The sequence below is a fragment of the Rahnella sp. PAMC25617 genome (genome assembly GCF_050606005.1).
In the GTDB taxonomy this organism is placed as follows: Bacteria; Pseudomonadota; Gammaproteobacteria; order Enterobacterales; family Enterobacteriaceae; genus Rahnella; species Rahnella variigena.
The window spans coordinates 459,631-485,868 of the sequence record NZ_JBOCUM010000003.1; the positions used below are offsets into that span (position 1 = coordinate 459,631).

Annotated in this window: 23 protein-coding genes and 1 tRNA gene; 10 read left to right on the top strand and 14 right to left on the bottom strand. The window is 53.0% G+C overall.

Annotation, left to right across the window (positions count from 1 at the left end; genetic code table 11):
* Positions 1 to 45 precede the first annotated feature (45 nt).
* From ACM615_RS04260 to ACM615_RS04270, 3 genes are read right to left on the bottom strand one after another with little or no spacing between them, the layout of a single operon-like run.
* A complete protein-coding gene (locus ACM615_RS04260) occupies positions 46 to 3,294 on the bottom strand; it encodes a type I restriction endonuclease subunit R (RefSeq protein ID WP_431011494.1) in 3,249 nt (1,082 codons plus the stop codon).
* Positions 3,291 to 4,610, bottom strand: a complete 1,320-nt coding sequence (locus ACM615_RS04265) for a restriction endonuclease subunit S (RefSeq protein ID WP_431011495.1) — start codon at positions 4,608 to 4,610, stop codon at positions 3,291 to 3,293. The genes ACM615_RS04260 and ACM615_RS04265 overlap by 4 nt, the downstream gene beginning before the upstream one ends.
* Positions 4,607 to 6,955, bottom strand: coding sequence for a type I restriction-modification system subunit M (locus ACM615_RS04270; protein ID WP_431011496.1), 2,349 nt, complete (start codon positions 6,953 to 6,955; stop codon positions 4,607 to 4,609). Before ACM615_RS04270 ends, ACM615_RS04265 begins: the two co-directional genes overlap by 4 nt.
* Positions 6,956 to 7,189: 234 nt before the next feature.
* Between ACM615_RS04270 and ACM615_RS04275 the strand changes: the two genes are divergently transcribed.
* Positions 7,190 to 8,977, top strand: coding sequence for a methyl-accepting chemotaxis protein (locus tag ACM615_RS04275; protein WP_112290892.1), 1,788 nt, complete (start codon positions 7,190 to 7,192; stop codon positions 8,975 to 8,977).
* Positions 8,978 to 9,063: 86 nt separating this feature from the next.
* Here ACM615_RS04275 and ACM615_RS04280 read toward each other — a convergent pair whose 3' ends face one another.
* Both ACM615_RS04280 and ACM615_RS04285 read right to left on the bottom strand, forming a co-directional pair.
* On the bottom strand, positions 9,064 to 10,221 hold the full coding sequence (locus tag ACM615_RS04280) for a M20 aminoacylase family protein (RefSeq protein ID WP_112290894.1): 1,158 nt from the start codon (positions 10,219 to 10,221) through the stop codon (positions 9,064 to 9,066).
* Between the two features lie 136 nt (positions 10,222 to 10,357).
* A complete protein-coding gene (locus tag ACM615_RS04285) occupies positions 10,358 to 10,591 on the bottom strand; it encodes a putative hemolysin (protein WP_129639160.1) in 234 nt (77 codons plus the stop codon).
* A 507-nt stretch (positions 10,592 to 11,098) separates the two neighbouring features.
* On the opposite strand from ACM615_RS04285, the gene ACM615_RS04290 reads away from it, so the two are divergent.
* Both ACM615_RS04290 and ACM615_RS04295 read left to right on the top strand, forming a co-directional pair.
* A complete protein-coding gene (locus ACM615_RS04290) occupies positions 11,099 to 11,356 on the top strand; it encodes a YjhX family toxin (protein ID WP_129639161.1) in 258 nt (85 codons plus the stop codon).
* Between the two features lie 25 nt (positions 11,357 to 11,381).
* Positions 11,382 to 11,933 (top strand): GNAT family N-acetyltransferase, encoded by a 552-nt coding sequence (locus tag ACM615_RS04295; RefSeq protein ID WP_129639162.1) that lies wholly within the window; start codon positions 11,382 to 11,384, stop codon positions 11,931 to 11,933.
* Positions 11,934 to 12,230: 297 nt separating this feature from the next.
* Here the strand turns inward: ACM615_RS04295 and ACM615_RS04300 are convergent, their stop codons facing one another.
* Positions 12,231 to 12,950 (bottom strand): DUF554 domain-containing protein, encoded by a 720-nt coding sequence (locus ACM615_RS04300; RefSeq protein ID WP_113877984.1) that lies wholly within the window; start codon positions 12,948 to 12,950, stop codon positions 12,231 to 12,233.
* A 47-nt stretch (positions 12,951 to 12,997) separates the two neighbouring features.
* Complete coding sequence (locus tag ACM615_RS04305; RefSeq protein ID WP_132966818.1) at positions 12,998 to 14,485, bottom strand: UbiD family decarboxylase; 1,488 nt, start codon at positions 14,483 to 14,485, stop codon at positions 12,998 to 13,000.
* Positions 14,486 to 14,639: 154 nt separating this feature from the next.
* On the opposite strand from ACM615_RS04305, the gene ACM615_RS04310 reads away from it, so the two are divergent.
* The 5 genes from ACM615_RS04310 (at position 14,640) to ACM615_RS04330 (ending at position 19,833) form a co-directional block, all read left to right on the top strand.
* Positions 14,640 to 15,551 (top strand): LysR substrate-binding domain-containing protein, encoded by a 912-nt coding sequence (locus ACM615_RS04310; protein WP_431011497.1) that lies wholly within the window; start codon positions 14,640 to 14,642, stop codon positions 15,549 to 15,551.
* A gap of 151 nt (positions 15,552 to 15,702) precedes the next feature.
* Positions 15,703 to 16,242, top strand: a complete 540-nt coding sequence (paoA, locus tag ACM615_RS04315; protein ID WP_113877981.1) for an aldehyde dehydrogenase iron-sulfur subunit PaoA — start codon at positions 15,703 to 15,705, stop codon at positions 16,240 to 16,242.
* Positions 16,239 to 17,189, top strand: a complete 951-nt coding sequence (locus ACM615_RS04320) for an FAD binding domain-containing protein (protein WP_431011498.1) — start codon at positions 16,239 to 16,241, stop codon at positions 17,187 to 17,189. The genes paoA and ACM615_RS04320 overlap by 4 nt, the downstream gene beginning before the upstream one ends.
* A gap of 3 nt (positions 17,190 to 17,192) precedes the next feature.
* Entirely contained in the window at positions 17,193 to 19,391 is a 2,199-nt protein-coding gene (gene paoC, locus ACM615_RS04325; protein ID WP_431011499.1) for an aldehyde oxidoreductase molybdenum-binding subunit PaoC, read from the top strand.
* A 103-nt stretch (positions 19,392 to 19,494) separates the two neighbouring features.
* Complete coding sequence (locus tag ACM615_RS04330; protein ID WP_431011500.1) at positions 19,495 to 19,833, top strand: DNA-binding protein; 339 nt, start codon at positions 19,495 to 19,497, stop codon at positions 19,831 to 19,833.
* Between the two features lie 90 nt (positions 19,834 to 19,923).
* On the opposite strand, the gene ACM615_RS04335 is transcribed toward ACM615_RS04330, so the two are convergent.
* Entirely contained in the window at positions 19,924 to 20,214 is a 291-nt protein-coding gene (locus tag ACM615_RS04335; protein ID WP_431011501.1) for a helix-turn-helix domain-containing protein, read from the bottom strand.
* A gap of 19 nt (positions 20,215 to 20,233) precedes the next feature.
* Complete coding sequence (locus ACM615_RS04340) at positions 20,234 to 20,347, bottom strand: ash family protein (RefSeq protein ID WP_112197217.1); 114 nt, start codon at positions 20,345 to 20,347, stop codon at positions 20,234 to 20,236.
* A gap of 216 nt (positions 20,348 to 20,563) precedes the next feature.
* Here ACM615_RS04340 and ACM615_RS04345 point away from each other — a divergent pair, with 216 nt between their 5' ends.
* Together ACM615_RS04345 and ACM615_RS04350 are read left to right on the top strand one after the other, a co-directional pair.
* A complete protein-coding gene (locus tag ACM615_RS04345) occupies positions 20,564 to 20,785 on the top strand; it encodes a hypothetical protein (RefSeq protein ID WP_120163233.1) in 222 nt (73 codons plus the stop codon).
* Positions 20,786 to 20,800: 15 nt separating this feature from the next.
* Positions 20,801 to 21,448 carry an HNH endonuclease gene (locus ACM615_RS04350; protein WP_431011502.1) on the top strand — a complete coding sequence of 216 codons (648 nt, stop codon included), beginning with the start codon at positions 20,801 to 20,803 and terminating at the stop codon, positions 21,446 to 21,448.
* Between the two features lie 218 nt (positions 21,449 to 21,666).
* Here ACM615_RS04350 and ACM615_RS04355 read toward each other — a convergent pair.
* The 5 genes from ACM615_RS04355 to frsA all read right to left on the bottom strand — a co-directional run bounded on the left by ACM615_RS04355 (position 21,667) and on the right by frsA (position 26,106).
* Positions 21,667 to 21,742, bottom strand: a tRNA-Thr gene (locus ACM615_RS04355).
* 158 nt (positions 21,743 to 21,900) lie between these two features.
* The gene (gene proA, locus ACM615_RS04360) at positions 21,901 to 23,154 is read right to left on the bottom strand and encodes a glutamate-5-semialdehyde dehydrogenase (protein ID WP_112290911.1); all 1,254 of its coding nucleotides are present in this window, start codon (positions 23,152 to 23,154) and stop codon (positions 21,901 to 21,903) included.
* A gap of 10 nt (positions 23,155 to 23,164) precedes the next feature.
* Positions 23,165 to 24,268, bottom strand: a complete 1,104-nt coding sequence (gene proB, locus ACM615_RS04365) for a glutamate 5-kinase (protein ID WP_112290913.1) — start codon at positions 24,266 to 24,268, stop codon at positions 23,165 to 23,167.
* Between the two features lie 122 nt (positions 24,269 to 24,390).
* On the bottom strand, positions 24,391 to 24,792 hold the full coding sequence (crl, locus tag ACM615_RS04370; RefSeq protein ID WP_112290914.1) for a sigma factor-binding protein Crl: 402 nt from the start codon (positions 24,790 to 24,792) through the stop codon (positions 24,391 to 24,393).
* A gap of 63 nt (positions 24,793 to 24,855) precedes the next feature.
* Entirely contained in the window at positions 24,856 to 26,106 is a 1,251-nt protein-coding gene (gene frsA, locus ACM615_RS04375) for an esterase FrsA (RefSeq protein WP_112290916.1), read from the bottom strand.
* Positions 26,107 to 26,238: the final 132 nt, after the last annotated feature.

Here is a 26,238-nt window from a genome sequence, read left to right on the forward strand (position 1 = left end):
TATCTGTTGGTGTCGCTGCGGCTTTCGCCGCAGCCCATTCATGTGTTAACCGGCTTTCAGCATATCTAAAATGACTCTTGCATAGCCTTTAGCGATGGCGGGACTGGAGAGATATTGCAGCATGATTTCCTGCTGGGCGGCGTTACAGTCCATGATGGCTTCATCAACTGCTTTTGGAAAGTCTCCCAGCATCACCTGCTCAGACGTATTATTGGCAAGTTGTGTCATAACCGTCTGGTTTTCAGAAATCTTGCCGCAAACAGTGTGTAAGCCGCTGATCAAATCTTTATCCGTCAGATTATCGGTAATAAACAGTTCGTTTAAACGCTCCAGCACATGCGACAGAAAATCCTCTTTCTTGTCTTTGGGTTTCGCCGAGCCGACGTCATTGCCGGGTTGCAACCGGTCGTCACGACTGCTGTCGGCAAGCCGCAGACTTTGCTCGCGTATTTTCGATAAACGGTAATGGCTCATCACCACGTTATGCAAATCCACGTCGTCTTCCTGCACGTTTTGCTCACGCAGTAACGGGCGCAGATGCCGTGCGAACAGGCTCAGTTTCTCCAGATCTTTATTATCGTAATCGACGATCTGCGAAATGAACTCGTAGAAACGGACAAAGCTGCCGAGGTCTTTTTTGAAGATTTCCAGCCGGTCTTTTTCCTTTTTGCAGTCTTTAAAGGTGTTCTCTGCATTGGCGATAATCACCGGATCCTGCGTTTTTTTGGTGCGTTCAAACATATCTTTCGCCTGCTTATAGGCTTCAATCGCCGAGGCATAGCGTTTCTCCCAGCGCACCACGGCCGGTCTGCTGATATTGCTGAGCGCGGCGCTGGACTTGTTCTTGCTGAAAAAAGCAGTGCAAAACTGTTCTACTTCATTCCACTGAAAAATCCCGCTGGTACGCAGCTTTTCAAACAGCTCGAAAACGAGCGCCGGATCGGATACGTCCATCAGTTCAGCGGTCTGATAATACGGCTGAAAGGCAGCGAGGATTTCGTCAGGCTGGTTATAGAAATCGAGAATAAAGGTGCCGGATTCGGCTTTGAGGGGGTAAATACGGTTCAGGCGTGAAAGGGTCTGCACGCATTCAACGCCGCCGAGCGGTTTATCGACATACATGCCGCACAGTTTCGGCTGATCAAATCCCGTCTGGAATTTGTTTGCTACCAGCATCACCTGATAATCGTCGCTGTCGAAAGCCTTGCGCATATCACGTCCTTTCAGGCCGGGATTCATGCTGGATTCCGTGAATTTCTGTCCCAGTTGCCCGTCACTGCTCGGGTCGTTTTCGGTGAATTCCACCTCACCGGAAAACGCCACCATGGCGCTGATTTTCTGGTAATTATTTTCAATAATGTATTTGTCGAATGCCAGTTTGTAGCGCACCGCTTCCTTACGCGAGCTGGTGACGACCATGGCTTTCGCCTGCCCGCCGAGTAAGTTCATGACGTGATTTTTATAGTGTTCGACAATCACTTTCACTTTCTGCGAGATATTGTGATCATGCAGCCGCACCCACTGACTCAGCCGCCTGCCGGCCTTTTTGCTATCGACTTCTTTATCTGCATCTTGCTGTTTCTGCGCCAGTTTATAAGCCACATGATAGGTGACGTAATTTTTCAGCACGTCGAGAATAAAGCCCTCCTCAATGGCCTGCCGCATGGAATAAACATGAAACGCCTGCGGCCGGTTGGTTTTAGATGCCGGTTCGTTCGGGTTGGGAAGACGGCCAAACAGTTCCAGCGTTTTGGCTTTCGGCGTGGCGGTAAAAGCGTAATAGTTGAGATTATTGCTGCCACGTCGTGCAGCCATCGTGGCGTCCATGATGTCTTCGGAAGACAGCTCAACGTCGTCGCCGGTATTTTCCAGCATCAGCACTTCTTTCAGCTGACGCGCCGTTGAACCGCTTTGTGAAGAATGCGCCTCGTCGGCAATGATCGCGTACTGGCGCTGTTTCAGGCTCACGCTGTTTTCAATCGCTTTCAGCACAAACGGGAACGTCTGGATGGTGACGATAATAATCGGCTGCGAGTTTTCCAGCGCGGCGGCGAGCTTCTCGGCTTTTGAGCCATCGCCGGTCTTATTATTGATGCGCCCGACCACACCGTCGGCATGTTCAAACTGATAGATAGTGTCCTGAAGCTGATCGTCCAGCACCGTGCGATCAGTGACCACAATCACCGAATGAAACTGCTTTTGTCCGCCGGCGTTATACAGCGTCGAAAGCTGATGCGCTGTCCAGGCAATCGAATTAGATTTGCCGGAACCCGCACTGTGCTGGATCAGGTATTTATGTCCGCAGCCCTCTTCCGTTGCGGCACGCACCAGTTTATTCACCACATCCCACTGGTGATATCGCGGGAATATCAGCGCTTCTTTTTTGTATTTCAGTCCCTGCCAGTCTTCTTTCTCATCGATTTGCAGATGCACGTAACTGCCTAAAATGGTCAGCAGGTTATCGGGCAGCAACACTTCATTCCACAGATAATCCGTCGCGTAACGGGTCTGGTCGGTGGGCGTCGGATTGCCCTTTCCGCCTTCCGGCGTGCCTTTGTTGAACGGCAGAAAAAAGGTCTGATCGCCCGCCAGCCGGGTGGTCATGAATACGTCGTACTGGCTGACGGCGAAATGCACCAGCGCCCCGCGTTTGAATGTCAGCAGCGGCTCCGGCTTTTTGGTCGCCGGATCTTTCGGCAGGCGGGTGTCTTTGTACTGAGCGATGGCGCTTTGCACCGTTTGCTTAAACTCGGATTTCAGCTCCAGGGTGGCGACCGGCAGACCGTTGACGAACAACACCAGATCGATACGCCAGCTTTTAGCTTTCACCCCGCTTTCCGCAAAATGCTCCGGGCTGGCATACGGGCTGTACACCAGTTCCGGCACCACGCGGCAGATATTTTGCCGGTAGCGCGTCAGCGTATCGGGATTCAGGTCGTGCTCGGGTTTGAACTGGCACAAGGTAAAACTGGCATTGCGGATCTTCAGGTCGTGACGCAATACGCCGAGGGTGCCGTAAGTACGCGAAAGTTTGTCCGTGGCGTTAGTGTCGGCTTTGCTTAACTGCGCTACCAGCGCATCGAGGAAATGACGTTCGGTATCCTGCGGATACACCCGCGCCAGCTTCTCCCACTCTTTCGGCTGCGTGGTGTGCACAAAGGTCAGAACGTCCTGCAGATACAGCGCCCGCTCGCGATCGTAGCCGTCCGGTTTACCGGTGATCCAGCCGTTAGCGCACAACTGCGCGATTATCTCATCCTGAAAAATCCGTTCTTTGGTCGGATCCGACATCATGCCATCACCTCGTCGGATTCGGTTTGCGTGGCAGGAACCTGCCAGTCACGCACGTCTATTTTGCCGGTGACAGCGGCGGAAATCAGGGCGGTACGGCGTTCTTGTATTAATTCAATAAACTCGTATGCACTTGAAATTAGTAGATCATATTTTTCTTTTTGTTTTACTATATAAGAAACAATCTCATGTATCTCAAGGCTCGGAGGTAATCCAACCTTAATACAGCCAACAGTGTCCGTATTTAAATTCAATTGTGTTCCCATCTTGCCTAAACCAAGATAGGCTTGCCCAGCATCAAAAATATAAAATAAGTATTTGTTATTAATTTTCAAAGAAGGGAAATATACAAACCCATCATGAATGCAAGCTTTTGAAGTAGTGATACACGGTTTACCGACAGTACCAGCAATACTTAGAAAGAGTTCACCACGTTCTAGTTTCACACTCAAAGATGACCCTAAACTTGAAAGTCGTTGTTGAGTATCTTTCAGATACATTCCAGCCAGAGATACATCTGCAATACGAGTCCATGCATATTCTCCCTCTTCATCAAAATATTTTTGATCATCAATCGGCCTTGGACTTGCTCCCCTTTTAACCTCAGATAAGTGCTTAATATAAATTACTTTCCAATGCTCAGGCACTTCCCCCAACCACTCAACTCCCGAATCTTTCATCGGCACATCAGGGTCCAGCCCTTTGGTCACCGCATGGCTGATCACCGCCTGACGTTTTTCTTTTAGCAGTTCAATCAGTTGTTGCTGCTTGTCGATCAGGGTATCGATTTTGGCGGTTTCGTGATCGAGGAAGGCGGCAATAGCTTCTTGCTCTCGCATCGGAACTTCAGGTATTAGAATATTTTTCATTTCTGAAGAGTTGGTGCTCCATAAATCAGCAACAATCCCCTTTCCATACCGATAAAACTCCTCTTGGAATGAATAACTTCGAAGTAAGTGATGGGCGAAGTACGGATAAATCCTCGTTGGTACCATAACAATACTAATTAGTGAAACAGAACCAACAAGAGAAGATACTCCTGAGGAACCTTTTCGATCTGAACGACTGTTAATTACAAAATCATTTTTTAAAACTAATTTTCTATTATCGCCAGCTTCAGTTTTTGCTGCATTTTCAAGTTGCGGGACAATGCCTTTCATTGTGACAGATAGAGGTGAATAATCCTTATCACTTACTTTCTCTCTGCGTTCTTCAAAAAAAGCAGCTAACCGCTTTGCTTTCCAACTCTTAGGTATTTCCCCCAGCCACTCAACCCCGGAATCCTTATATTCCCCATACGCCTTATACCGCCCGCTCATGAATGCACCTCTTGCAACAGCGCCATGATTTCGGCACTGATGGCATCGAGGTCGGCGTCGATCTCTTTCAGGTCGCGTGGCGGCTGATAGACATAGAAGTGGCGGTTGAACGGGATCTCGTAACCGACGACGCCGATCTCGTTGTCCTTCGTATCGCGTTTGTCGGCATTGATCCAGGCGTCACTGACGTGCGGTTTTACCTCACGGTCGAAATAGCTTTCGATAAGCTGGCTGGTAGCAACGGAGGGATCGAGCGGGACGTTTTCGTTATCGCGTAAATCACCGTCAGGTTCGAACTCGACCACGTTGCCTTTGTAGCGGAACGCGCCATACAGCGGCTGTTCACTCTCTTTCAGGACTTTCTTCACCACCGGTTCGGCTGCCGGATTTTTGGTGGTGATTGCGTCGATAAACTGCTTTCTCTCTCTGGTATCGAGCTTCACGCAAGCAACACTGAGCGCGGTTTTCAGTGAGTGATCAAACTGATTGAAATCGTTGCTGACGCTGTGTTTACCGCCGTCAGTTGCACCAAAGGCCATCTGGATCTGACGGGCTTTCTCCATCAGCGTGCGTTGCGCCAGCCACAGTCTGGGGTCGAGCAGGTCTTTAATCTGCTTCTCTTTTAGCTCGGGGAAATCGGCTTTAATGATGGCGCGGGCTTCGGTTTCTACCTGCGAAAAATCGCCATAAATCTGCGCATTCCACGGCGCGGCGAAATCCTGATACAACCGCTCCATCGGCGCGTTAAACGGCTTCGGCGCGAAACGTAAAGTGGCAATGGCCTGATCGGTGATTTGTGCAGAAAGGCGCAGCGGACGTTCAATCGTCAGGCGACGGTAGCCGAAATCGGTGCTGTTAAAGATTTTGCTGGCGAAGGTTTTTGGCGCGTCTTTTTTACTGCTGGCGGACTGACGGCCACGGCTGGATTTTTGTTCCGGCGCTTTCTCTAATCCCAGCTCATACAGCGGGGTCGGATTGATCACCGCAAAATCACCAAAGGTGCGGGTGATGAGTCTGATGTCATCTTCGCCCATCAGATTACGCTTCGACCCTAACGATTTGCGCATTTTACCGCACAGGTTTGAGCCGTCGATCAGCTGAACCTTGCCCTTACGTGCGCTGTCTTTGTTATTCGACAGGATCCACACATAGGTCGAAATGCCGGTGTTGTAGAACATGTCGGTCGGCAGCGCGACGATGCCTTCGAGCAGGTCGGCTTCCAGGATGTAACGGCGGATTTCGCTTTCACCGCTGCCCGCCCCGCCGGTAAACAATGGCGAACCGTTAAGAATAATGCCGATGCGGCCGCCGCCCTCTTTGCCGCCGTCGCGCATTTTGCTGATCAGATGCAACAGAAACAGCAGCGAACCGTCGGAAACACGTGGTAACCCGGCACCAAAACGGCCATCAAAACCTTTCAGGGTATGTTCGTCGCTGATCTCGGTTTCGATTTTCTTCCAGTCCACACCGAACGGCGGATTGGAGAGCATGTAGTCAAATTTATCGGCGGGAAGCTGATCATTGGAAAGTGTGTTGCCGAGTTTAATCAGGCTGACGTCCTGCCCTTTGATCAGCATGTCGCCTTTGCAAATGGCGTAGGATTCCGGGTTCAGTTCCTGTCCGAATGCCCGCATCACGGCGTTCGGATTCAGCTCGTGCAGGTATTCCATCCCCGCGGATAAAAAGCCGCCCGTACCCGCCGTCGGATCGTAAATGGTGCGGATGATCCCGTCGCGGGTAAGCGCCTCATCATCTTTCATAAACACCAGCGCGGTGGTCAGGCGCACAATGTCGCGCGGCGTAAAGTGCTCACCCGCCGTTTCATTGGACCCTTCGGCAAAACGGCGGATCAGTTCTTCAAACACCAGCCCCATATCGTGGTTGGATACCGCCGCCGGGCTGAGATCGGTCGCTGCGACTTTTTGCACCACTTTATACAGCAAATTGGCTTCGTCGAGCTGACTGATAAATTCGCTGAATTTGAAGTGTTCAAAAATCTCGCGGGCATCGGTGGAGAAGCTCTGAATGTAGTTCTCCAGATTATCCCGGGTGTCTTTTTGTCCAAGCTTGCTGAGGTTCATCGGCGAGGTGTTGAAAAACGCCAGTCCGCCGGTGGCGCGCAAAATCAGCTTTTCCTGCGCGTCTTCCGGCAACGCCATCGCATGTACTTTTTGCGCCTGTATCACGACCGCGTCTTTGCTGTTTTCCAGCACGCATTCCAGACGGCGGAGCAAGGCAAAGGGAAGAATGATGCGTCCGTACTGCGACTGTTTGAAATCACCACGTAGCAAATCAGCCACTGACCAGATAAAGGCCGCGGTTTGGGAAAAGTCCATTTTGGTCATAGTTCATCCATGGTGTGCAGGTTGATGAGAGATAAGCGCATTGTTCAACTTATTAAACTCAATAAACCTTACAAATACCATGGTTATTTAACTTTTATTCTTATACAACAACACCTTATGCGTATCACTTAAACAAGCAGGTAATTTAACGCTAAGATTTTTTTGTGATCGACTTCAAGTTTTTCCCTTTCCTGCCGATACCAAAAACTTAAGATTCCTTCCAGGGAAACGCCCATGCTAAAGACTATCCGTTCGCGCATTATCACCGCCTGTATCGCCATCGTAGCGTGCTCGCTGGTTATCAATACGTTCCTCAGTTACACCGTTGCTAACAAATACAACCGTCAGGCGACTGACAGTACGCTGAACGCGCTGACCTCCAGCCACACGCAAGGGATCAGCGACTGGGTGAGTTCTAAAACACGGATGATCGATTCACTGCAACAGGTTGCGCTGTCGGAAGATCCGATCCCGGTTCTCAAACAGATCGCCAGCGCAGGTGGGTTTACTAACGTCTACGTCGGATACGCGAATAAAACCGCGAAGTTCTCCGATCCGACCGGTGTGCCCGCAGATTACGATCCGACCGGTCGCCCGTGGTATACGCAGGCAGCCGACGCCGGACATCCGGTTGCCACGCCACCGTATATTGATGCCGGAACCGGTAAGTTGGTGGTGACTTTCGCCGTGCCTGTCATGGAATCTGGCACGCTGAAAGCGATTGTGGCGGGCGATGTATCGATGGACAGCGTGGTGAATAACGTTAATACCGTTCATCCGACGCCAGGCAGTTTCGGCATGCTGGTGGATAAATCCGGCGTTATCATTGCACATCCTGACGCCAGTCTGGCGCTGAAGCCCTTTACTGCACTGGCGCAAGGCGTGGATTTACCGGCGCTGTTAGCGGCGAATTCACCGCAGGATATTGAACTCAATGGTGTGGTGAAACGCGTGCGCGCCATGCCGGTGGCAGGCACGGAATGGTACACACTGGTGGCGCAGGATCAGAAAGAGTCCACGGCGGGTATGCGATCCCTGCTGACGTCTTCGGTGATTACGCTGATGGTGATTGTGCTGCTCTCGGCTGCGGTGATCGGGCTGATTATCAGCAAATCCTTCCGCCGCCTTTCTGTGGTGCGGGATACACTCAACGCCATAAGTTCCGGCGAAGATGACCTCACGCAACGTCTGCCAACGGACGGCCACGACGAGGTGACGCAAATCGCGCAGGCGTTCAACACCTTTGTCGATAAACTCAGCAAGGTAATGTCGGAGATCCGCACCACCAGCGAATCGGTCAAAATTGCCGCCGATGAAATTGCCGCAGGGAATAACGATTTGTCCGGGCGTACCGAATCCGCGGCGGCCAGCCTGCAACAAACAGCGGCGTCGCTGGAGCAAATCACTGCCACGGTTTCTCAGTCGGCGAGTTCCGCTAAACAGGCGTCCGGCACGGCGCGATCGGCCTCTGAAGCCGCCACACGCGGTGACGAAGTGGTGACCAGAGTCATCACGACAATGGAAAGCATTGAAACGGCGTCGTCGAAAATCGGCGATATTACCGGCGTTATTGACGGCATCGCTTTCCAGACCAATATTCTGGCGCTGAATGCCGCGGTAGAAGCCGCGCGCGCAGGTGAACAAGGCCGTGGTTTTGCGGTGGTCGCCAGCGAGGTGCGCAGTCTGGCACAGCGCAGCGCACAGGCGGCGAAGGAGATCAAAGTGCTGATCGAATCTACCGTCAGCAGCGTGGCATCGGGTTCAGCGCAGGTCCGGCTGGCCAGCGACAGCATGAGTGAGATCGTCAGTAATGTGGCGAATGTCAGCAGCGCGATGCTGGAAATCACTCACGCGTCTGAGGAACAGATGCAGAGCATTCACGAAATTAACCGCGCCATCACCCAGCTCGACGGCATGGTGCAGCAGAACGCGGCGATGGTTCAGCAATCCACCGGCGCCGCGTCGGCGTTGCAGGAACAGGCAACCGGACTAGCCATCGCCGTAGGACATTTCCGGGTGTAATCAACGCTAATCAGGACGGGTCAATGTCATGAAAAAGGCCGGACATCTGTAAAATGTCCGGCCTTTTTGTATGCGCGGCGCGGGCGTTATGCTTTTAATTCACGCTCAACCAGCGTTGTCAGCACGCCGATACCCAGCGGAATAATATCGTCATTAAAGTCATAACGCGGGCTGTGCAAAGACGCTGACGGCGTAGCGCCATCGGCACCTAACCAGAAGTACGCGCCCGGACAGGCTTCGAGTAAATAGGCAAAGTCTTCGGCAGCCATCGACGGCGCATTGTTGAAATGCACTTTCTGAATGCCCGGCGTGTTCTCCGCCGCGACACGCACAATATCCGCCTGCGCCGCATGATTTTGCGTCACCGGATAGCCATATTCCCAGCGCACTTCCCCTTTCACACCAAACGGCTGCGGCACCGCTTTGACGTATTCCTCAATCAGCTGCCAGCAGGTTTCACGGGTTTTACTGCTCAGGCAACGCAGTGTTCCCGACATTTGCAGCGTTTCCGGGATCACGTTGATCGCTTCACCGGCCTGAAGCTGGGTCAGACTGATCACCGTTTGTTCCAGCGGCGACAGACGGCGTGAAATCAGACTTTGCAGAGATAAAATCAGTTGCGCGCCAGCCACCACCGGATCGGCACCGAGTTCAGGCATCGCCGCGTGGCAGCCCTTTCCGGTGAGGGTGATATAGAAATTATCCTGCGACGCCATCATCGGCCCCTGACTGACTGCCACTTCGCCGACCGGCAAGCCCGGCCAGTTATGCAGCGCGTAAACCGCCTGCATCGGGAAGCGTTCAAACAGCCCTTCTTTCACCATCATTTCACCGCCACCGAAATTCTCTTCTGCTGGCTGGAAGATGAAATGCACCGTGCCGCGAAAATGGCGGTTCTCACTAAGATGTTTTGCCAGACCCAGCAAAATCGACGTATGCCCGTCGTGACCGCAGGCGTGCATCAGCCCCGGGTTTTGCGACTGGTGAGCGAAATCATTCAGTTCATGAATAGGTAACGCATCGATATCTGCGCGCAAGCCAATGGACGGCCCTTCGCCGTTTCGCAACGTGGCGATAACGCCGGTTTCCGCAATCCCTGTGTGAACTTCAAGACCAAATGACAGCAACAGCTCACTGATTATTTTTGCGGTGCCATGTTCATTCAGCCCCAGTTCCGGGCGCATATGGAAGTCCCTGCGCCAGTGTTTTGCCTGCTCAATAATGTGTTGGGAAATGACCGCCATAAACCCTCTGTGCTGTTCTGAATCCAAAGCGATGAGTTGCTCTCACCGGCACGCTAATGGGTTCAAAGTATCACATCCCGTCGTGAACAGATAAACGTGAAATCGGGTTGTTTGCCTGTGCCTGGCTCGTTGATTATTATCCGTGATCCCTGCGGTACAGTTCCCATTCATCGATACCCCGGCCATCTGCAAATACGCAGTCGGCACGGACACCGTGCGGCGTTTGCACACTCACCGATCTGCCGCCTTTCTCATGACAATAGACCGCCGCCGGATTCGCCATCCCGATCTGATGCCTTTCCGGTTTAGGGTGCTCACTGACACAACCCGCCAGTGCTGAAACCATGATGATAAAAAAGAATTTTTTCATAACGAGCCTTCATAAAAAGAATAAGCGACGGAGGATTCTATTCCCCGCCGCTTCCGGTTATCTACTCCCGTATTCTTAAAAGGCGTGCTGTTTTGGCTTCGTTTATCAGGCGTTCAGCTTTCAGGAAAGCGCCACCGCATCTGCTGCGGAAGATCCAGTATCACGCGAATATTGAAAGCTGCTATTTGCATTCCAATGCCGGGGGAAACCATTACTCCATATGTCGCGCCGAGGAGTTATCTGATGGCGTGGTGACTGGCAATTGCCAAGAGGGTCACATTTTTCAAACGCGCTTAAATCCACACAGTAAATACGTGTTACTCTTTTCGGCTTAAATCCCAAATACCTTCAACTCTCACTGAGGCACCGATGCTGGAGAATGTAATCATCAGATAATCAGTTAACCCACCTTTTGGGCTGAATTGATTATCAATGCGCTGAAATCGAATGCGGACATCTGCCGGATGTTTGCAAATTTTGCACATGATGATTAACAGGTTTTTCAGTATGAATTTATCTCGTCAGGAACAACGAACCTTACACACTCTTGCTAAAGGTGGATGTATTGCATATATCCGCGATACTTCAGGACGCGTGCTATCCATTGAATGCTATACCCGCGAAGGACAATTACTCAGCGACTGCACTCTTGCCATATTCAAAAAACTTAAAGCCAGGAAACTGATTAAGTCAGTTAAGGGTCAGCCCTACCGCATCAATACCGCCGGACTCAATAACGTACGCTCACAATCTGATAACCGTTAACTGGCGAAAAAAAAAGGAAAGCACTATGAAAAATTATGAATTCACCTTACACGTGACGAAATCTCAGGACGCCAGCGATATCAGAGAAGTGGAAACATGTGCTTTTGGTTTCGCGAAAGAAGCTGATCTGGTAGCTGATTTACTTATTGACGAAACAGCATTTCCAACCCTATCGCTGATGGCTAAACATAACGGAAAGGCCGTCGGACATATTCTTTTCACACGGGTAACCTTTCAGGGTAATAGCGCATCGCCATTGATGCACCTGCTCGCTCCACTAGCAGTCATACCGGAATATCAGGGATTTGGGGTAGGAGGTTTTCTAATTAATCATGGGATTCGTCAGCTTAAGGAAATCGGATGTCTGAGGGTCTTCGTTCTGGGCCATGCCGGATATTACCCGCGCCATGGTTTCGAGCCTGACGCAGGGAGTAAAGGTTATCATGCTCCATACTTTATTCCGGAACACCTCAAAGATTGTTGGATGACGCAGGGTCTTTCAGCCAATCCCTTTAATGCAAAGGGTAATATTCAATGTGCTCAGGCATTGATGCGACCAGAGCACTGGCGCGAATAATTCATTATTACGTTTGTCCTATCAGCCTGAAACCGTGCGGGTAGACCTCCTGCACGGCCTCAGAGGAATATTGAATATTTTTGCCCCCGGCTGACGGCAGAACCAATATCTTTAAAAAACCTGCACTTTATATAACCAGAAAAAAATCATGACTATCATTATTTTAGTCGTGAATGAATTCATCGATTAGGGAGGGGAATAGGGAACGGTATCAAAACAGGGGAGGCAATTCGGCAGAGACAGGAAGCTCTCTGCCGGAAGAAGCTGAGTGGCGGGTGATAGCGGAAATGGTCTGAATCAGAAGAAATGAACCCATAAGCTTGATATTGGCATGGCAAGGATCAGCGCTGGCAGCATATTGGCGACCGGGAAGATTTTGATGCCGCAAATACGGAAACCGGTGGCGAACATTAATACACCGCCGACGGCGGAGAAGTCCGCCTGCATTTCCGGCGTGGTCAGCGGCAGAATAAATACTGCGCCGTACGCCAGCAGCAACTGGATGATGAGCTGCGGCACCGCGACCACCGCCACGGCGAAACCGAGTGTGGTGGCAAAAATAGCGGCGGTGAACAAATCGAGGAACGATTTGGCGATTAGCACGCTGGTATCACCGGTCATGCCCTCATGCATGGAACCGAAAATCCCGGTACCGCTGGCGCAAAACAGCACGATAATCGCCACGTAGCTTTGCAAAAACTGTTCCTGAGACGCCTGATCACCCGGATCGGATTTCACAAAAACCTCCACCAGACTGCGCGCTTTACTGCCCAGCTTGCCGATGCCCTTCTCCAGATAACAGAGTTCGCCCAGCAGCGCACCGAGGATAACTGACAGCACCATCACCGGCATGTGGCTGACTTTAACTACCAGCACGACGCCCATACACATCGAGGCCGCACCAAAAATCAGCGGCATCGACGTCCGCAGACGTTCCGGCAGCCGGTGACTGAGTAACGCGCCGACAATCCCGCCAAGCAATACGGCGGAACCGTTGATATAAGGTCCGATAATCATGAGTTATTACTCCTGGTCATTAACTTCATAGTTCCGCCATTGCCTTCTTATTTTTTAGTAAAGCCTGGAATAAAGCGGTTCACATCCACGTCGAGGAACTCGCTGCGCTGGAAATTCGCTTTCAGGTTGTAAGGTACTGTGCAGTCGAAAATGGTTTTGCAGGCAATACCGTGGTCACGTATCGACGGGCTGAAGGCCGGATCGGAAGACGGATCAAGCGGATGGCAGCGCACGCCGGGAATAAAGACCGTGCTGACATCGCCCTGATAACGGGTGGTCATCGCCCAGATCACGTCGTTGAGATCGAAAATATCAACGTCTTCATCCACCAGCATCACATGTTTCAGCTCTGAGAAGGCAGCAAATGCCAGCAATGCTGCCTGACGCTGACGACCTTCATCCGCCGCAAAGCGTTTTTTCACCTGCAATACCGCGAGGTATTTACCGGTACCCGGTGACGGGCAGTGAACGTTCTGCACAAAGCCCGGCAACGCACGTTCTACCATTTGCAAAATACTGGCTTCGGTCGGGATACCGGCCATATTGGTGTGTTCATCGCTCGGCCCAATACAGGTTTGCAGGATCGGATGGCGGCGGTGGGTAATGGCTTTCACTTTAATCACCGGCACTTCGGCCTGTGCCGCACCGGTATAACCCGGGAATTCAGGCATCGCTTTGCCGGTATTGGTGTTCTGATCTTCGCGAACACGGTAGTTCGGCACCAGTTCACCTTCGATAACCACTTCGGCGTTGGCAATACCCCGCGCATTGACGGTCAGGGCATCCACCAGTTCCACGGCCTGATTACGCAGGCTGCCTGCGATGGACAGTTCATCAAAGCCCAGCGGCGTAGTTGGCGGCTCAAAACACGCACCAATTTCAATCGCCGGATCAACGCCGATGCTGATGGTGATGGGCAGCGCTTTGCCTGCGGCTTCGGCTTTTTGACGGAACACATCCAGATGGCGACCGGGCACAAAATACATGGAGATTTCATCTTTGCTCTGCACGCACAGGCGGTGAATGGTCACGTCATGCTCGCCGGTTTCAGGGTCAGCGGCGTAGCACATGCCGAGGGTGAAATACGGGCCCGCATCTTCCGGCGTATTGGTCGGGGCTGGCAGGATTTTCAGAATGTCGAAATCCGGATCGGTCGCCAGATGAACCACTTCCTGACAGACCGCTTTTTCACGCGGAATAACAATCGGCGGAATGGGATTCGATACGGAATCTTTCAGCATAAACGCCAGATTCTCCGGCGTGGTGCCAAACAAACGCGCCACACGTTTGCGCGAAGACAGCAGGCCAATCAGCACCCGCATGTCGTTATACCCTTTGACCTTATTAAAGATCATCGCCGGCCCCACCTGAGTCGGACGTTTGACGGTGCCGTGTGCGCCAACGTAGCGGTATACACCGGATAACTCCGCAATCGGGTCTACAGGTTCATCGGTGTAGATCAGTTCGTCGTCGTACTGGCTCAACACCTCCAGCGCGGAACGAAGATCAGTCACTTTTGTTTTTTCTTCAGACATCTCATGCCCCTTTAATTCATGTCATTGAGGATACAGCGGCCTGCTGTTCATCGCCGCTACCCCGCCAGTTTGCAAAGAATGGGTGATAAGAGTCCAATAACAATACGCGGCTTTTTAATAAGGGATTATTATGAGGAAATGCACCGGAGGACATATGGATTACCGACAATTACACTCGTTTGTGGTGCTGGCGGAAGTACTGCATTTTGGTAAAGCTGCGCTGCAACTCAACATCGCCCAGCCCGCATTAAGCCAGCAAATAAAGGCACTGGAACAGTCTCTGGGGATCCCCCTTTTCACCCGTGATAAGCGCCATGTAGCGCTGACCTTCGAGGGGCAGCAACTGGTAGAAGAAGCGCGCATCGCCATCACCCACTACGAGAAATTCCTCGAGAACGCCCGCAGTTTGCGGCTAGGACATAAAGGACAACTCAAACTGGGTTATGTCGGATCGTCGATTCTGGATCCGGCCCTCGCGCTGTTAATTAATGGTTACCGCAAACATAAACCCGATATTGATATTGTCATTGAAGAACATAACGTTCACGAGCAGCTAACACTTTTGCTCAATTATCAGCTGGATATCGCGCTGGTGCGTTCACCGGTGCCGCAGTTTCCTGAGCTGGAATATCTCGACGTTGCTACCCGTCCGCTGATTGCGGTGCTGCCACGCAGCCACCCGCTCGGCTCCGGGCAAAAAATTTCGCTCTCCTCGCTGTCAGATTCGCCGTTCCTTATCCAGAAAGATCCGCCGGGCGTTGGCCTCGGCTGGTCAGCAATAAATGCCTGTCAGCAGGCCGGATTCGTGCCGCAGAAAATTCAGTTCACACGCGATGTGTCGGTGGCGATCGGGCTGGTGTCGATGGGCATGGGCGTGACGTTAGTCCCGGAAACCCAGCGTTCAGTGATGATCCCCGATGTGAATTACTGCTTCCTGACCGATCCCGGTGCGACCACCACGCTGACGCTCAGCTGGCAGCGGCATCTGAAAAACAAAGCTCTGGCGGATTTCATCCGTTATGCGCGGGAACTGACGAAGCCAGTTAAGGGAAAAAAGCAGGACTAAAAGAGGAACAAACTGAAGAAGCCGGACTTCAGGATTAATCCCAACGCCATCGCCGACTATGCTTAAGGCTTCGTGATAAAAAAATGCCGCAAAGGCACCCGCGAAGTCACCCCCTTTTTGGATTCAAATTTTGTAATACCGGAGGTCTGGCATGAGCAACCATGACAATGAAACACATCAGTCCCACCTTAAAATGAAAGTGAACGGCCAGATCCGCCAGCTGGTCGTGGATACACGCACCACCCTGCTGGACGCCTTGCGCGAAAACCTGCAACTGACCGGCACTAAAAAAGGGTGCGATCACGGTCAGTGCGGTGCCTGTACCGTTATCGTCGATGGCCGCCGTATCAACTCCTGCCTGACATTGGCGGTGATGCATCAGGACGCCGACGTCACCACTATTGAAGGTCTTGGCACGCCTGACAACCTGCATCCGATGCAGGCCGCATTTATCAGACACGACGGCTACCAGTGCGGTTACTGCACGCCGGGGCAGATCTGCTCCTCAGTCGCCGTGTTACAGGAAATCGAAAGCGGCATTCCCAGCCACGTCACGCTGGATCTGGTTTCCCCTCCTGCGCGTACCGCAGAAGAAATCCGCGAACGTATGAGCGGCAATATCTGCCGCTGCGGCGCGTATTCCAACATTCTTGCCGCGATTGAAGACGTCGCCGGAGGGCAAAAACCATGAAGGCTTTTACCTATGAACGGGTAAAGACGCCCGCCGGCGCCGCCAGCAGTGCCTTACAGCATCCCGGTGCAAAATTTATTGCGGGCGGCACCAACCTGCTGGATCTGATGAAACTTGAGATCGAGCAACCTTCCCATCTGATCGACGTCAACGGTCTGGCGCTGGATACCATTGAACCCGACGGCAACGGCGGCTTGCGCATTGGCGCGCTGGTACGTAATACCGATCTGGCCGCTGATTTGCGCATCCGCCGCGACTATGCCGTGCTGTCGCGGGCGCTGCTGGCGGGAGCCTCCGGCCAGTTACGCAATCAGGCGACTACCGCCGGTAACCTGCTCCAGCGTACCCGCTGCCCGTATTTTTACGATACCAACCAGCCGTGCAATAAACGTCAGCCCGGCAGTGGTTGTGCGGCCATCAGGGGCTTCAGCCGCCAGCATGCCGTCGTCGGCGCAAGCGCGGCCTGCATCGCCACACACCCGAGCGACATGGCCGTCGCGATGCAATTGCTCGACGCCGTAGTGGAAACCATCAACCCTGACGGCGCGGTGCGCCTCATTCCGCTGGCCGACTTCTACCTTGCACCGGGCGATACGCCACATCTGGAAACCGTGCTGGCCACAGGTGAACTGATCACCGCCGTTATCCTGCCGCCCCCTGCGGGAGGCACGCATGTTTACCGCAAAGTCCGTGACCGCGCCTCTTACGCTTTTGCGCTGGTGTCCGTTGCTGCCATCGTACAGCCCGACGGCACTGGTCGTGTCGCACTCGGCGGCGTGGCGCATAAACCCTGGAGGCTGGCAGAAGCCGATGCACAGGTGGCGAACGGTGCGGGAGAGGTTTACGCGCGGTTGTTCGCCGCTGCGCAACCGACACCTGAGAATGCGTTCAAGCTGATACTGGCGAAGCGAACGCTCGCCTCCGTGCTGACTGAAGCGAGGGCATAACAAATGAAATTCGACACGCCTGCAACTGACAATCCGATCGACCAGATGAAAGTGGTCGGTCGTGCGCATGACCGCATCGACGGTCCGCTAAAAACCACCGGCACCGCGCCCTACGCTTACGAATGGCAGAATGAAGTACCGGGCGCAGCCTATGGTTATGTCCTTGGTGCCGCCATTGCCAAAGGCCGTATCATCGCGATGGATCTGCATGACGCCGAAACCGCACCCGGCGTGCTGGCGATCGTCACGGCGGCCAACGCCGGTAAGCTGGGCAAAGGCGACATGAACGCCGCCACACTGCTCGGCGGCCCGCAGATTGAGCACTACCATCAGGCGATTGCCGTGGTTGTGGCGGAGACCTTCGAACAGGCACGCGCCGCCGCGTCACTGATCAACGTTGATTACCAGCGTGAACAAGGTGCGTACAGCCTGGCGGAGCAAAAGCCTGCCGTCACCACGCCGCCGGAAGATACGCCAGACAAAACCGCAGGTGATTTCGCCAGCGCCTTCGCCGCCTCGCCGGTGCAGCATGACGCCATTTATACGACGCCGGATCAGAGCCATATGGCGATGGAACCGCACGCCTCGCTGGCCGTCTGGGAAGGCGACAAGCTGGTCCTGCGCACCTCGAACCAGATGATCGCCTGGTGTCGCAGTGAACTTGCCAAAACGCTGAATATTCCCGAAGAGAAGGTGCGGGTGATTTCGCCGTACATCGGCGGCGGTTTCGGCGGCAAACTGTTTCTGCGCAGCGATGCCGTGCTGGCGGCACTGGCGGCGCGTGCCGCGAACAGACCGGTGAAAGTGATGTTGCCGCGACCGCTGATCCCTAATAACACCACGCACCGTCCGGCCACTATTCAGCACATCCGCATCGGCACGGATGAAAAAGGCCGCATCACTGCCATCGCCCACGAAAGCTGGTCGGGCAACCTGCCCGGTGGTACACCGGAGACAGCCGTGCAGCAGAGTGAACTGCTTTATGCGGGCAAAAACCGCCTGACCGGGTTACGGCTGGCACAGCTGGATCTGCCCGAAGGCAACGCCATGCGCGCTCCCGGCGAAGCGCCTGGTCTGATGGCGCTGGAAATCGCTATCGACGAAGTGGCGGAGAAAGCCGGCGTTGATCCGGTGGAGTTTCGTATTCTGAACGACACGCAGGTCGATCCGCTCAATACCGAGCGTTTCTTTTCACGTCGTCAGTTGATCGAATGCCTGCGCACCGGCTCAGATAAATTCGGCTGGCACCGGCGTAACGCCACACCGGCACAGGTTCGTGACGGACGCTGGCTGATCGGTATGGGTGTCGCGGCGGGTTTTCGTAACAATCTGCTGGATAAATCCGGTGCGCGGGTGCATCTCGACGCGCAGGGCATCGTGACGGTGGAGACCGATATGACTGATATCGGCACCGGCAGTTACACCATCATCGCCCAGACCGCCGCCGAGATGATGGGCGTTCCGCTGGAAAAAGTGGTCGTGCGTTTGGGCGATTCCGACTTCCCGGTGTCTGCCGGGTCCGGCGGCCAGTGGGGTGCGAATACGTCCACCGCCGGGGTGTACGCCGCCTGCGTGAAACTGCGCGAAGCTGTCGCTGAAAAGCTCGGGTTTAATGCGGATGACGCCGTGTTTACCGATGAACTGATTTGTCAGGGCGAGCGCACCGCCCCGCTCGCCACAGCCGCAGCCAGCGGAACCCTCACCGTGGAAGACACCATCGAGTTCGGCGGGCTGGACAAAACGTTTCAGCAATCGACCTTTGCCGCGCATTTCGTGGAAGTCGGCGTAGATATCGCGACCGGCGAAACCCGTGTCCGCCGCATGCTGGCGGTCTGCGCTGCGGGCCGGATACTTAACCCGAAAACGGCACGCAGCCAGGTGATCGGCGCGATGACCATGGGCGTCGGCGCGGCGCTGACCGAAGAGCTGAATATCGATAAAGAGTTGGGATATTTTGTGAATCACGATCTGGCAGCCTATGAAGTGCCGGTTCACGCCGACATCCCTGATCAGGAAGTGATTTTCCTCGACGACACCGACCCGGTTTCTTCCCCCATGAAAGCCAAAGGCGTCGGCGAACTGGGCCTGTGTGGCGTCAGCGCCGCCATCGCCAATGCCATTTATAACGCCACAGGCATCAGGGTGCGCGATTATCCGGTGACACTGGATAAACTGATTGAGGGACTGCCGGAGATTGAGTGAGTGGGATAAGGGAAAATCCGTGCGCTTGCGTTACTGTCTTTTATAAGAGACAGTAACGCGGGATATTGATATATCTGGCTGACTTCAGGAAGAGGCAAAAACCATGAACGCGAAAGACACCGCAGGTGATTCGATCCCTGCATCAGTAAGCCGTGATGCAGAGATGATTGAGACGCTCCGCGCCAATCCGGAATATGCTGAAATTTATCTGCAAACGGCGTTAGAAGAAATCTACGAAGAGGGTGGCGTTCCGGCCTTCCTCACGGCATTACGTCGGGTCATCGAAGCACGCGGTGGAGTCGGTGAAATCTCTAAAAAATCCGGTATAACGCGGCAGCATATCTACAGAGCGTTATCAGAAAATGGTAACCCAACTATCGGTACGCTAACTGAACTCACACGTGCTGCAGGTGTTCGGCTTTCGGCTGGACAACATACCTGATTAAGTAACTCGAAAAATCTTACCGACTGTTTTATAAGGGAGCCTACCTACTGGCTCCCTTATTGCATCTTTTGCACTGATAACTATTTATCAGTCTTGCCCGTCTAATTCATGTCGCAAACACTGTTTGTCAGTAACCCGCGCGGTTCTATGAACCAGCTTACCCTGCCGGTCATAATAACGGCTCGGCCAGACAGTGTACGGAGGTACACCGATTGCCTGAGAAATCAGGATCTCTCCTTTGGGCCAGGGTCGGGAAAGTGCATTAGAAAGCGTGGAAGAACTCAGCCCCGCAGCGCGTGATACCGCAGCCAGCGTGGTGCCTTTCTTGCGTAGTGCTGCAATGATATCGGCGGGATGCCAGTCGTTGAGAGTATTCATGGATTGCTCCTTCAGATAGTTAATCACTACCACGGGAGCTGCGAAACCCTTTGGTGGTAGCCCAGACGAGGTTCGCAGTACCGGTTCTGAAGGCTACCGGCCAGCCCGAAGGCTGCCCCGCCTGAGCCACCATTGAGATACTGCTTGTGGATTACAGCCACATTTTCAATAGTTGCGTCAAAGCGACGGCACTCTCAACGTGAGGTGCCGCCTTCAGATTACACGAGCTGCGAAACTCGGCTGCGGATTGTGCCGCAGCGGTGTAGATTATATCGGAAATCAGAAGGGCTGACCAAGTAAGTCGTTGAAGTTGCGAGGTGGGTTCCAGGAAGTTTTTATGGAGGAAAAGATGGCTACTTATAAAGAAATAATTGCGGATGTGAAGTCCAGAACGGGTAAAACTATTCACACTCCTTGCTGGATTGCGCATGTCAAAGCAATGCATGGCTTGACCACACGACAAGCTCATAATCGACAAGATCCTGAAAAACGTGTGAAACCCTGCCCTGAGGAATGGATAAGCGAAATAGAAAAATCTTTGCTGAAATTGGGAATGATCGATTCCCTGTAATATTAAGGAGAAAAAATGCCGAAGCTTTTACCCGATTTTATTTCACGCCAGCAAATCATCGAGGCTATTCACGCTTATAACAGCGGCATCTCGCACAAGTTTGATGCTTCTCGTATTTATGACGTTATGCATGATGGGCTAAGCTACCCTCCAAAGGCCATCGTAGGTATTGCAGCGACCAAACTGACCGGAGTTGAGTTTACTCCAGAGGATTTCACAGGAGGAATAAAATCTAAATGCGTGAAATTACTTACAAATCAAGGCTTCGAAATCAGAATTAAAAAGGGAAAAGCATACTTTTCTACGAATAATGATCATCCTGATGAATTACATAGCACCGATCAGTTTTGGGAAGGTTCGACAAAACAAATCACTGTTAACCTTTATGAAAGAGATATTAACGCAAGGAAGTCCGCGATAGCCCACCACGGTACAAATTGCCAAGTATGCAATATTGATTTCTGTAAAATATATGGCGAAATCGGCGAAGGATTTATTCATATCCATCATTTGATACCCCTCTCAACAATCAAAGAGAATTATCGAGTTGACCCGATAAAAGATCTCGTCCCGGTGTGTCCGAACTGCCATGCGATGTTGCATAAACGGATCCCCCCTTTTACCCCTGAAGAGCTTAAAGGGATTATTTCTAAGGATGGATGAGCTGACTTTATAGTGTCGATAGTACGAGACGAAAATATGACCTTAACGTTGCTAATGCGCAGCTCTGCCAGCAGGCTATTCTGACCTTTTTTAGATATGCCTTTACTAGGCGATCAAAATTAATTAGCAAAAAAGGAATCTTATGTAAATTTTGAAGCAATAAAGGAGCTGATGCGAAATAGAAAATGGATTAAAACTAAGAAAGTATAAGATAGAAATGGTGCCGACTACCGGAATCGAACTGGTGACCTACTGATTACAAGTCAGTTGCTCTACCTACTGAGCTAAGTCGGCATTTTGGAGTGTTACCGGGGGACTACGGGGTGCTAAATTAGTGAAATATGACGCTGCCGTCAAGCCCCCTGCAGTGCGTTTGCTGCTTTTCTCATCACCCTATGCAAAATAGGGGATTAGCACCGGCTTCATGACTACAAATCCACCGGTGCTCACTGTTACGGACGGACTAAATCGTCGCCGTAACCAATCCATTTGTAGGTCGTCAGGGCTTCTAATCCCATCGGGCCGCGGGCGTGCAGTTTTTGAGTACTGACCGCCACTTCTGCGCCTAAACCAAACTGTCCGCCGTCGGTGAAACGGGTGCTGGCGTTGACGTACACCGCCGAGGAATCCACTTCACGTACAAACCTGTCCGCGCTGCTGATAGAACGCGTGAGGATCGCATCGGAATGTTCGGTGCCGTAGGTGCGGATATGCGCCACGGCGGCGTCCAGATCGGCGACAACCGTCACGTTCAGATCCAGTGACAGCCATTCATCTGAATAATCTTCTTCAGTTACCGCCAGCACTTTCGCCGGGCCGTTTTGCAGATACGGCATTGCGGATTCGCTGGCGTGTAACGTCACGCCAGCGCGGTGCATTTTGTCGCTCAGCTCCGGCAGGAAACGTGCGGCAATCGCCTGATGCACCAGCACGGTTTCCAGGCTGTTACAGGCGCTCGGACGCTGCACTTTGGCGCTTTCCAGCACGGTCAGCGCTTTGTCGAAATCTGCGCTTTCATCCACAAATGTATGACACACACCGATACCGCCGGTGATCACCGGAATGGTGGATTGTTCGCGGCACAGTTTATGCAGCGCCGCGCCACCGCGTGGGATCAGCATGTCGACGTATTTATCCAGACGCAGCAGTTCTGCGACCAGTGCGCGATCGGGGCTTTCAATCGCCTGAACCGCCGCTTTCGGCAGCCCGCACTCTTCCAGCGCCATCTGGATGACGTTAACCGTCGCCTGATTAGTGTGGTGCGTTTCTTTGCCACCACGCAGGATCACGGCGTTGCCGGTTTTCAGGCACAGGCTGGCGACATCGATGGTGACGTTCGGGCGCGCTTCATAAATCACGCCGATCACGCCGAGCGGCACACGGCGGCGTTCGAGACGCAAACCGCTGTCCTGCTGTGAACCATCAATCACCTGCCCGACCGGATCGCTCAGGCGGCAGACATCGCGCACGTCGCTGGCAATGGCCGATAAGCGCGCGGGCGTCAGCAGCAGCCGGTCTAATAAGGCTTCGCTCATGCCGCTTTCGCGGGCGGCGGACATGTCGAGTTCGTTGGCAAGAATAATGCTCTGGCTGTTGGCCTCAAGCATGTCGGCCATCAGCATCAGCGCACGATTTTTCTGCGCGGTGCTGAGGGTGGAGAGCTGCCAGGACGCGGCTTTCGCGGCCTTGCCCATCTCGTTAAGCATCTGTGGCTCCTTAACTGACAATCATGTCGTCACGATGCACGGCAACCGGGCCGTATTCGTAACCGAGAATTTCGCTGATCTGCTGAGAGTGATGACCGGCAATCATGCGCATCGCATCGCTGTTATAGCGGCTGACACCGTGCGCAAGATCGCGTCCGTTCAGATTGCGGATGCGGATCACTTCGCCACGCGAGAAATCGCCTTTCACTTCGCGGATACCTTTTGGCAGCAGTGAACTGCCGCGCTCCATCATGGCGGAAACCGCGCCGTCGTCGATGGTGATTTCACCGGCTGGCGGTGCGCCGAAGATCCAGCGTTTACGGTTCTCCAGCGGGGTTTCCATCGCGTGGAAACGTGTGCCGACGGACACGCCATTAATCACATCACCAATCACACCCGGCAGGTTGCCTGCGGCAATAATGGTATCGACGCCCGCACGGCACGCGACATCCGCCGCCTGCAATTTGGTCGCCATGCCACCGGTACCCAGCCCGGAAACGCTGTCACCCGCCACACCGCGCAGTTCGTCATCAATCGTCATGACTTCACGGATAAGCTCGGCCTGCGGATTGGTGCGCGGATCGGCGGTAAACAGACCACGCTGATCGGTCAGCAGCAGCAATTTATCGGCCCCGGCCAGAATAGCGGCCAGCGCGGAAAGATTGTCGTTATCACCGACTTTGATCTCAGCCGTCGCCACTGCATCGTTTTCGTTAATCACCGGCACGATATGGTTATCAAGCAGCGCATGCATCGTGTCGCGGGCGTTGAGGAACCGCTCGCGGTCTTCCATATCGGCACGCGTCAGCAGCATCTGACCAATGTGGATGCCATAAATAGAGAACAATTGCTCCCACAGCTGGATCAAACGGCTTTGCCCGACGGCAGCCAGCAGTTGTTTGGAAGCAATGGTGGCGGGGAGTTCGGGGTAGCCAAGATGTTCACGCCCGGCGGCAATGGCGCCCGAGGTCACAATCACAATCCGATGCCCTGCCGCATGTTGCTGCGCGCACTGGCGGACAAGCTCAACAATGTGAGCACGGTTGAGGCGGCGTGAACCGCCAGTGAGCACGCTGGTGCCCAGTTTTACAACCAGTGTCTGGCTACCACTCATAATCGTTCCATTAGTGTGAATAAGAAGTGCTTCTGTGTCTTTTTAACAGGGGAGAAGCGTTATGCCAACCGGCATAACGCTATAATAGCAGCATTCAGTATGGGAATGGGTAGTACAGAAAGTCAGGCGGAGAGCTTCACGGGTTCTTCGCTGAAATCATCAGCAGGTTCCAGTTTGAGGGACATCTCTTCAATCATCTTGTTGAGATTCTTGTGGAACCCTTTCAATGTCGTCTCAAGCTTCTCACGCACTTCAGCATCTTTAATGTTTTGCGCTTTCCAGATGCCGTCTTTATCGAACAAACCGAAGTGATAAACATAGGTAAAACGTTCGGCTTCAGCCTGCAACTCAATCCACCAGCCCCAGAACTCACGCTTTTCCGGCGCGGGCTTCACGTTCACACAGACAGCTAAGCAGTCAAAGAAAAAGCGGTCGTTCTCGCATTTTCCTTCTCTGATGTACGGTCCCAGTGTACCGAAACGTTTCATTAGCCTGCTTTTAGGATGACCGCTTGGTAACGTCATAGTACAACCTCCATAGAAAGACGATCCTTTTTAGCAAAACGTTAGGAATTAGCAACCATTAAGTTAACGCATATGCTTTTGCAACCACTCACAAATCTCATGCAAAGCCTTGTCAAAATGCTCATAAAGCGGCTCGTTCTGAATCGGTAATAGCTTGCCTTCAGATGAAGAATCCGCAATCAATCTGGCTTCCGCCTTCGGACTGAATATGTCGTTTTCCCAGTACGCGGCCAGCATTGGCGTCGGCGTTCTGCGCCCCAGCAGCCCCTGCATTTTCAGAGAATATCGATTAAGTTCGGTCTTGAGCGCCGAATCCGACGCGCTCGACATCCCCAGCCGGCTCGCGAGCACATCCATATACATATCGGGAACCTGTTCCTGACATTTCGGATCGCTCAGCAATGAATGCACCAGCGCGCCTAATGTGGCAACGGCACACACACGGCGCGGTTCGAGATAGGCCAGACGCACAGCAACGTTCGCGCCAAAACGATAACCGAGCAGGCTGACACGGCTGGCATCGACCCACGCCACATCGGCAAGCTGGTGCAATACCTGCTGATGCAGGAAGCTGGTGTCCTGGGTGAGTTTCCACTTCGACGAGAACCCGATCGACGGCATGTCGATGGTCAGCATCGCAATGCCCATCGGCGCCAGATAAGAACGGAACAGACGCTGATGGTCACTTTGCAAGGTATCCAGACCGCCGCACACCATAACGGTCGGGAACGGCGCTTTGCCTTCATTCGGCAGGTGCAGGAAACCGGTGATCGGCGCGCCGCCCGGAATTTTGAATTCGATCTCTTTGAGAGAATACGGCGAATGTTCTGACGATTTCTCAAAGGCTTTATTGGCCAGTACTTCTGACTGCTCTGCCAGCGTATCGCCTTTCAGATGCGGATAACCGGCGATGCTGTAAAGGTTCGCCGCCTTCAGCCAGTATTCGCTGGCAAGGTTCGGATCTTTTTCTTCTGCGGCTTTTTGCTGCCACGCCATCGCCTGATTTGACCATTCGTAAACCCAGTTGCCGTTACGGTAGCCAATGACGGTGTCCAGCAACAGCGGATCGCTGTGCTCGGCTTTGGAAACTGCAATCCGCGACAGCACTTCTTCGACTTCTAAAGGATCGACACCCCGCCACATCCACATCAGGCGGTTAATGGTTCTGTACCAGCAATTTACCGTGTCGCCTTCCAGCGCAGTGTGCATCGGCGGGTGCGTATTATGATGATGAACGCGACGAACCAGCGTCGAAGTTTCCGGATATTTAAAGGAAGGTTTAAACAGTTTTTCCGTAAGGTTGGCTGGAGCCATGATGCAAGATCCTCCGTTAGCAAGCAGCAGGTCGCCCGCAGGCGATCATTTCTGGACGGGATTATAACCCGACCACGTTGCGACAAGTGAGGGGTGAGGTCAAGCGGAAAGGATTTCAAGTCAACAAAAGCA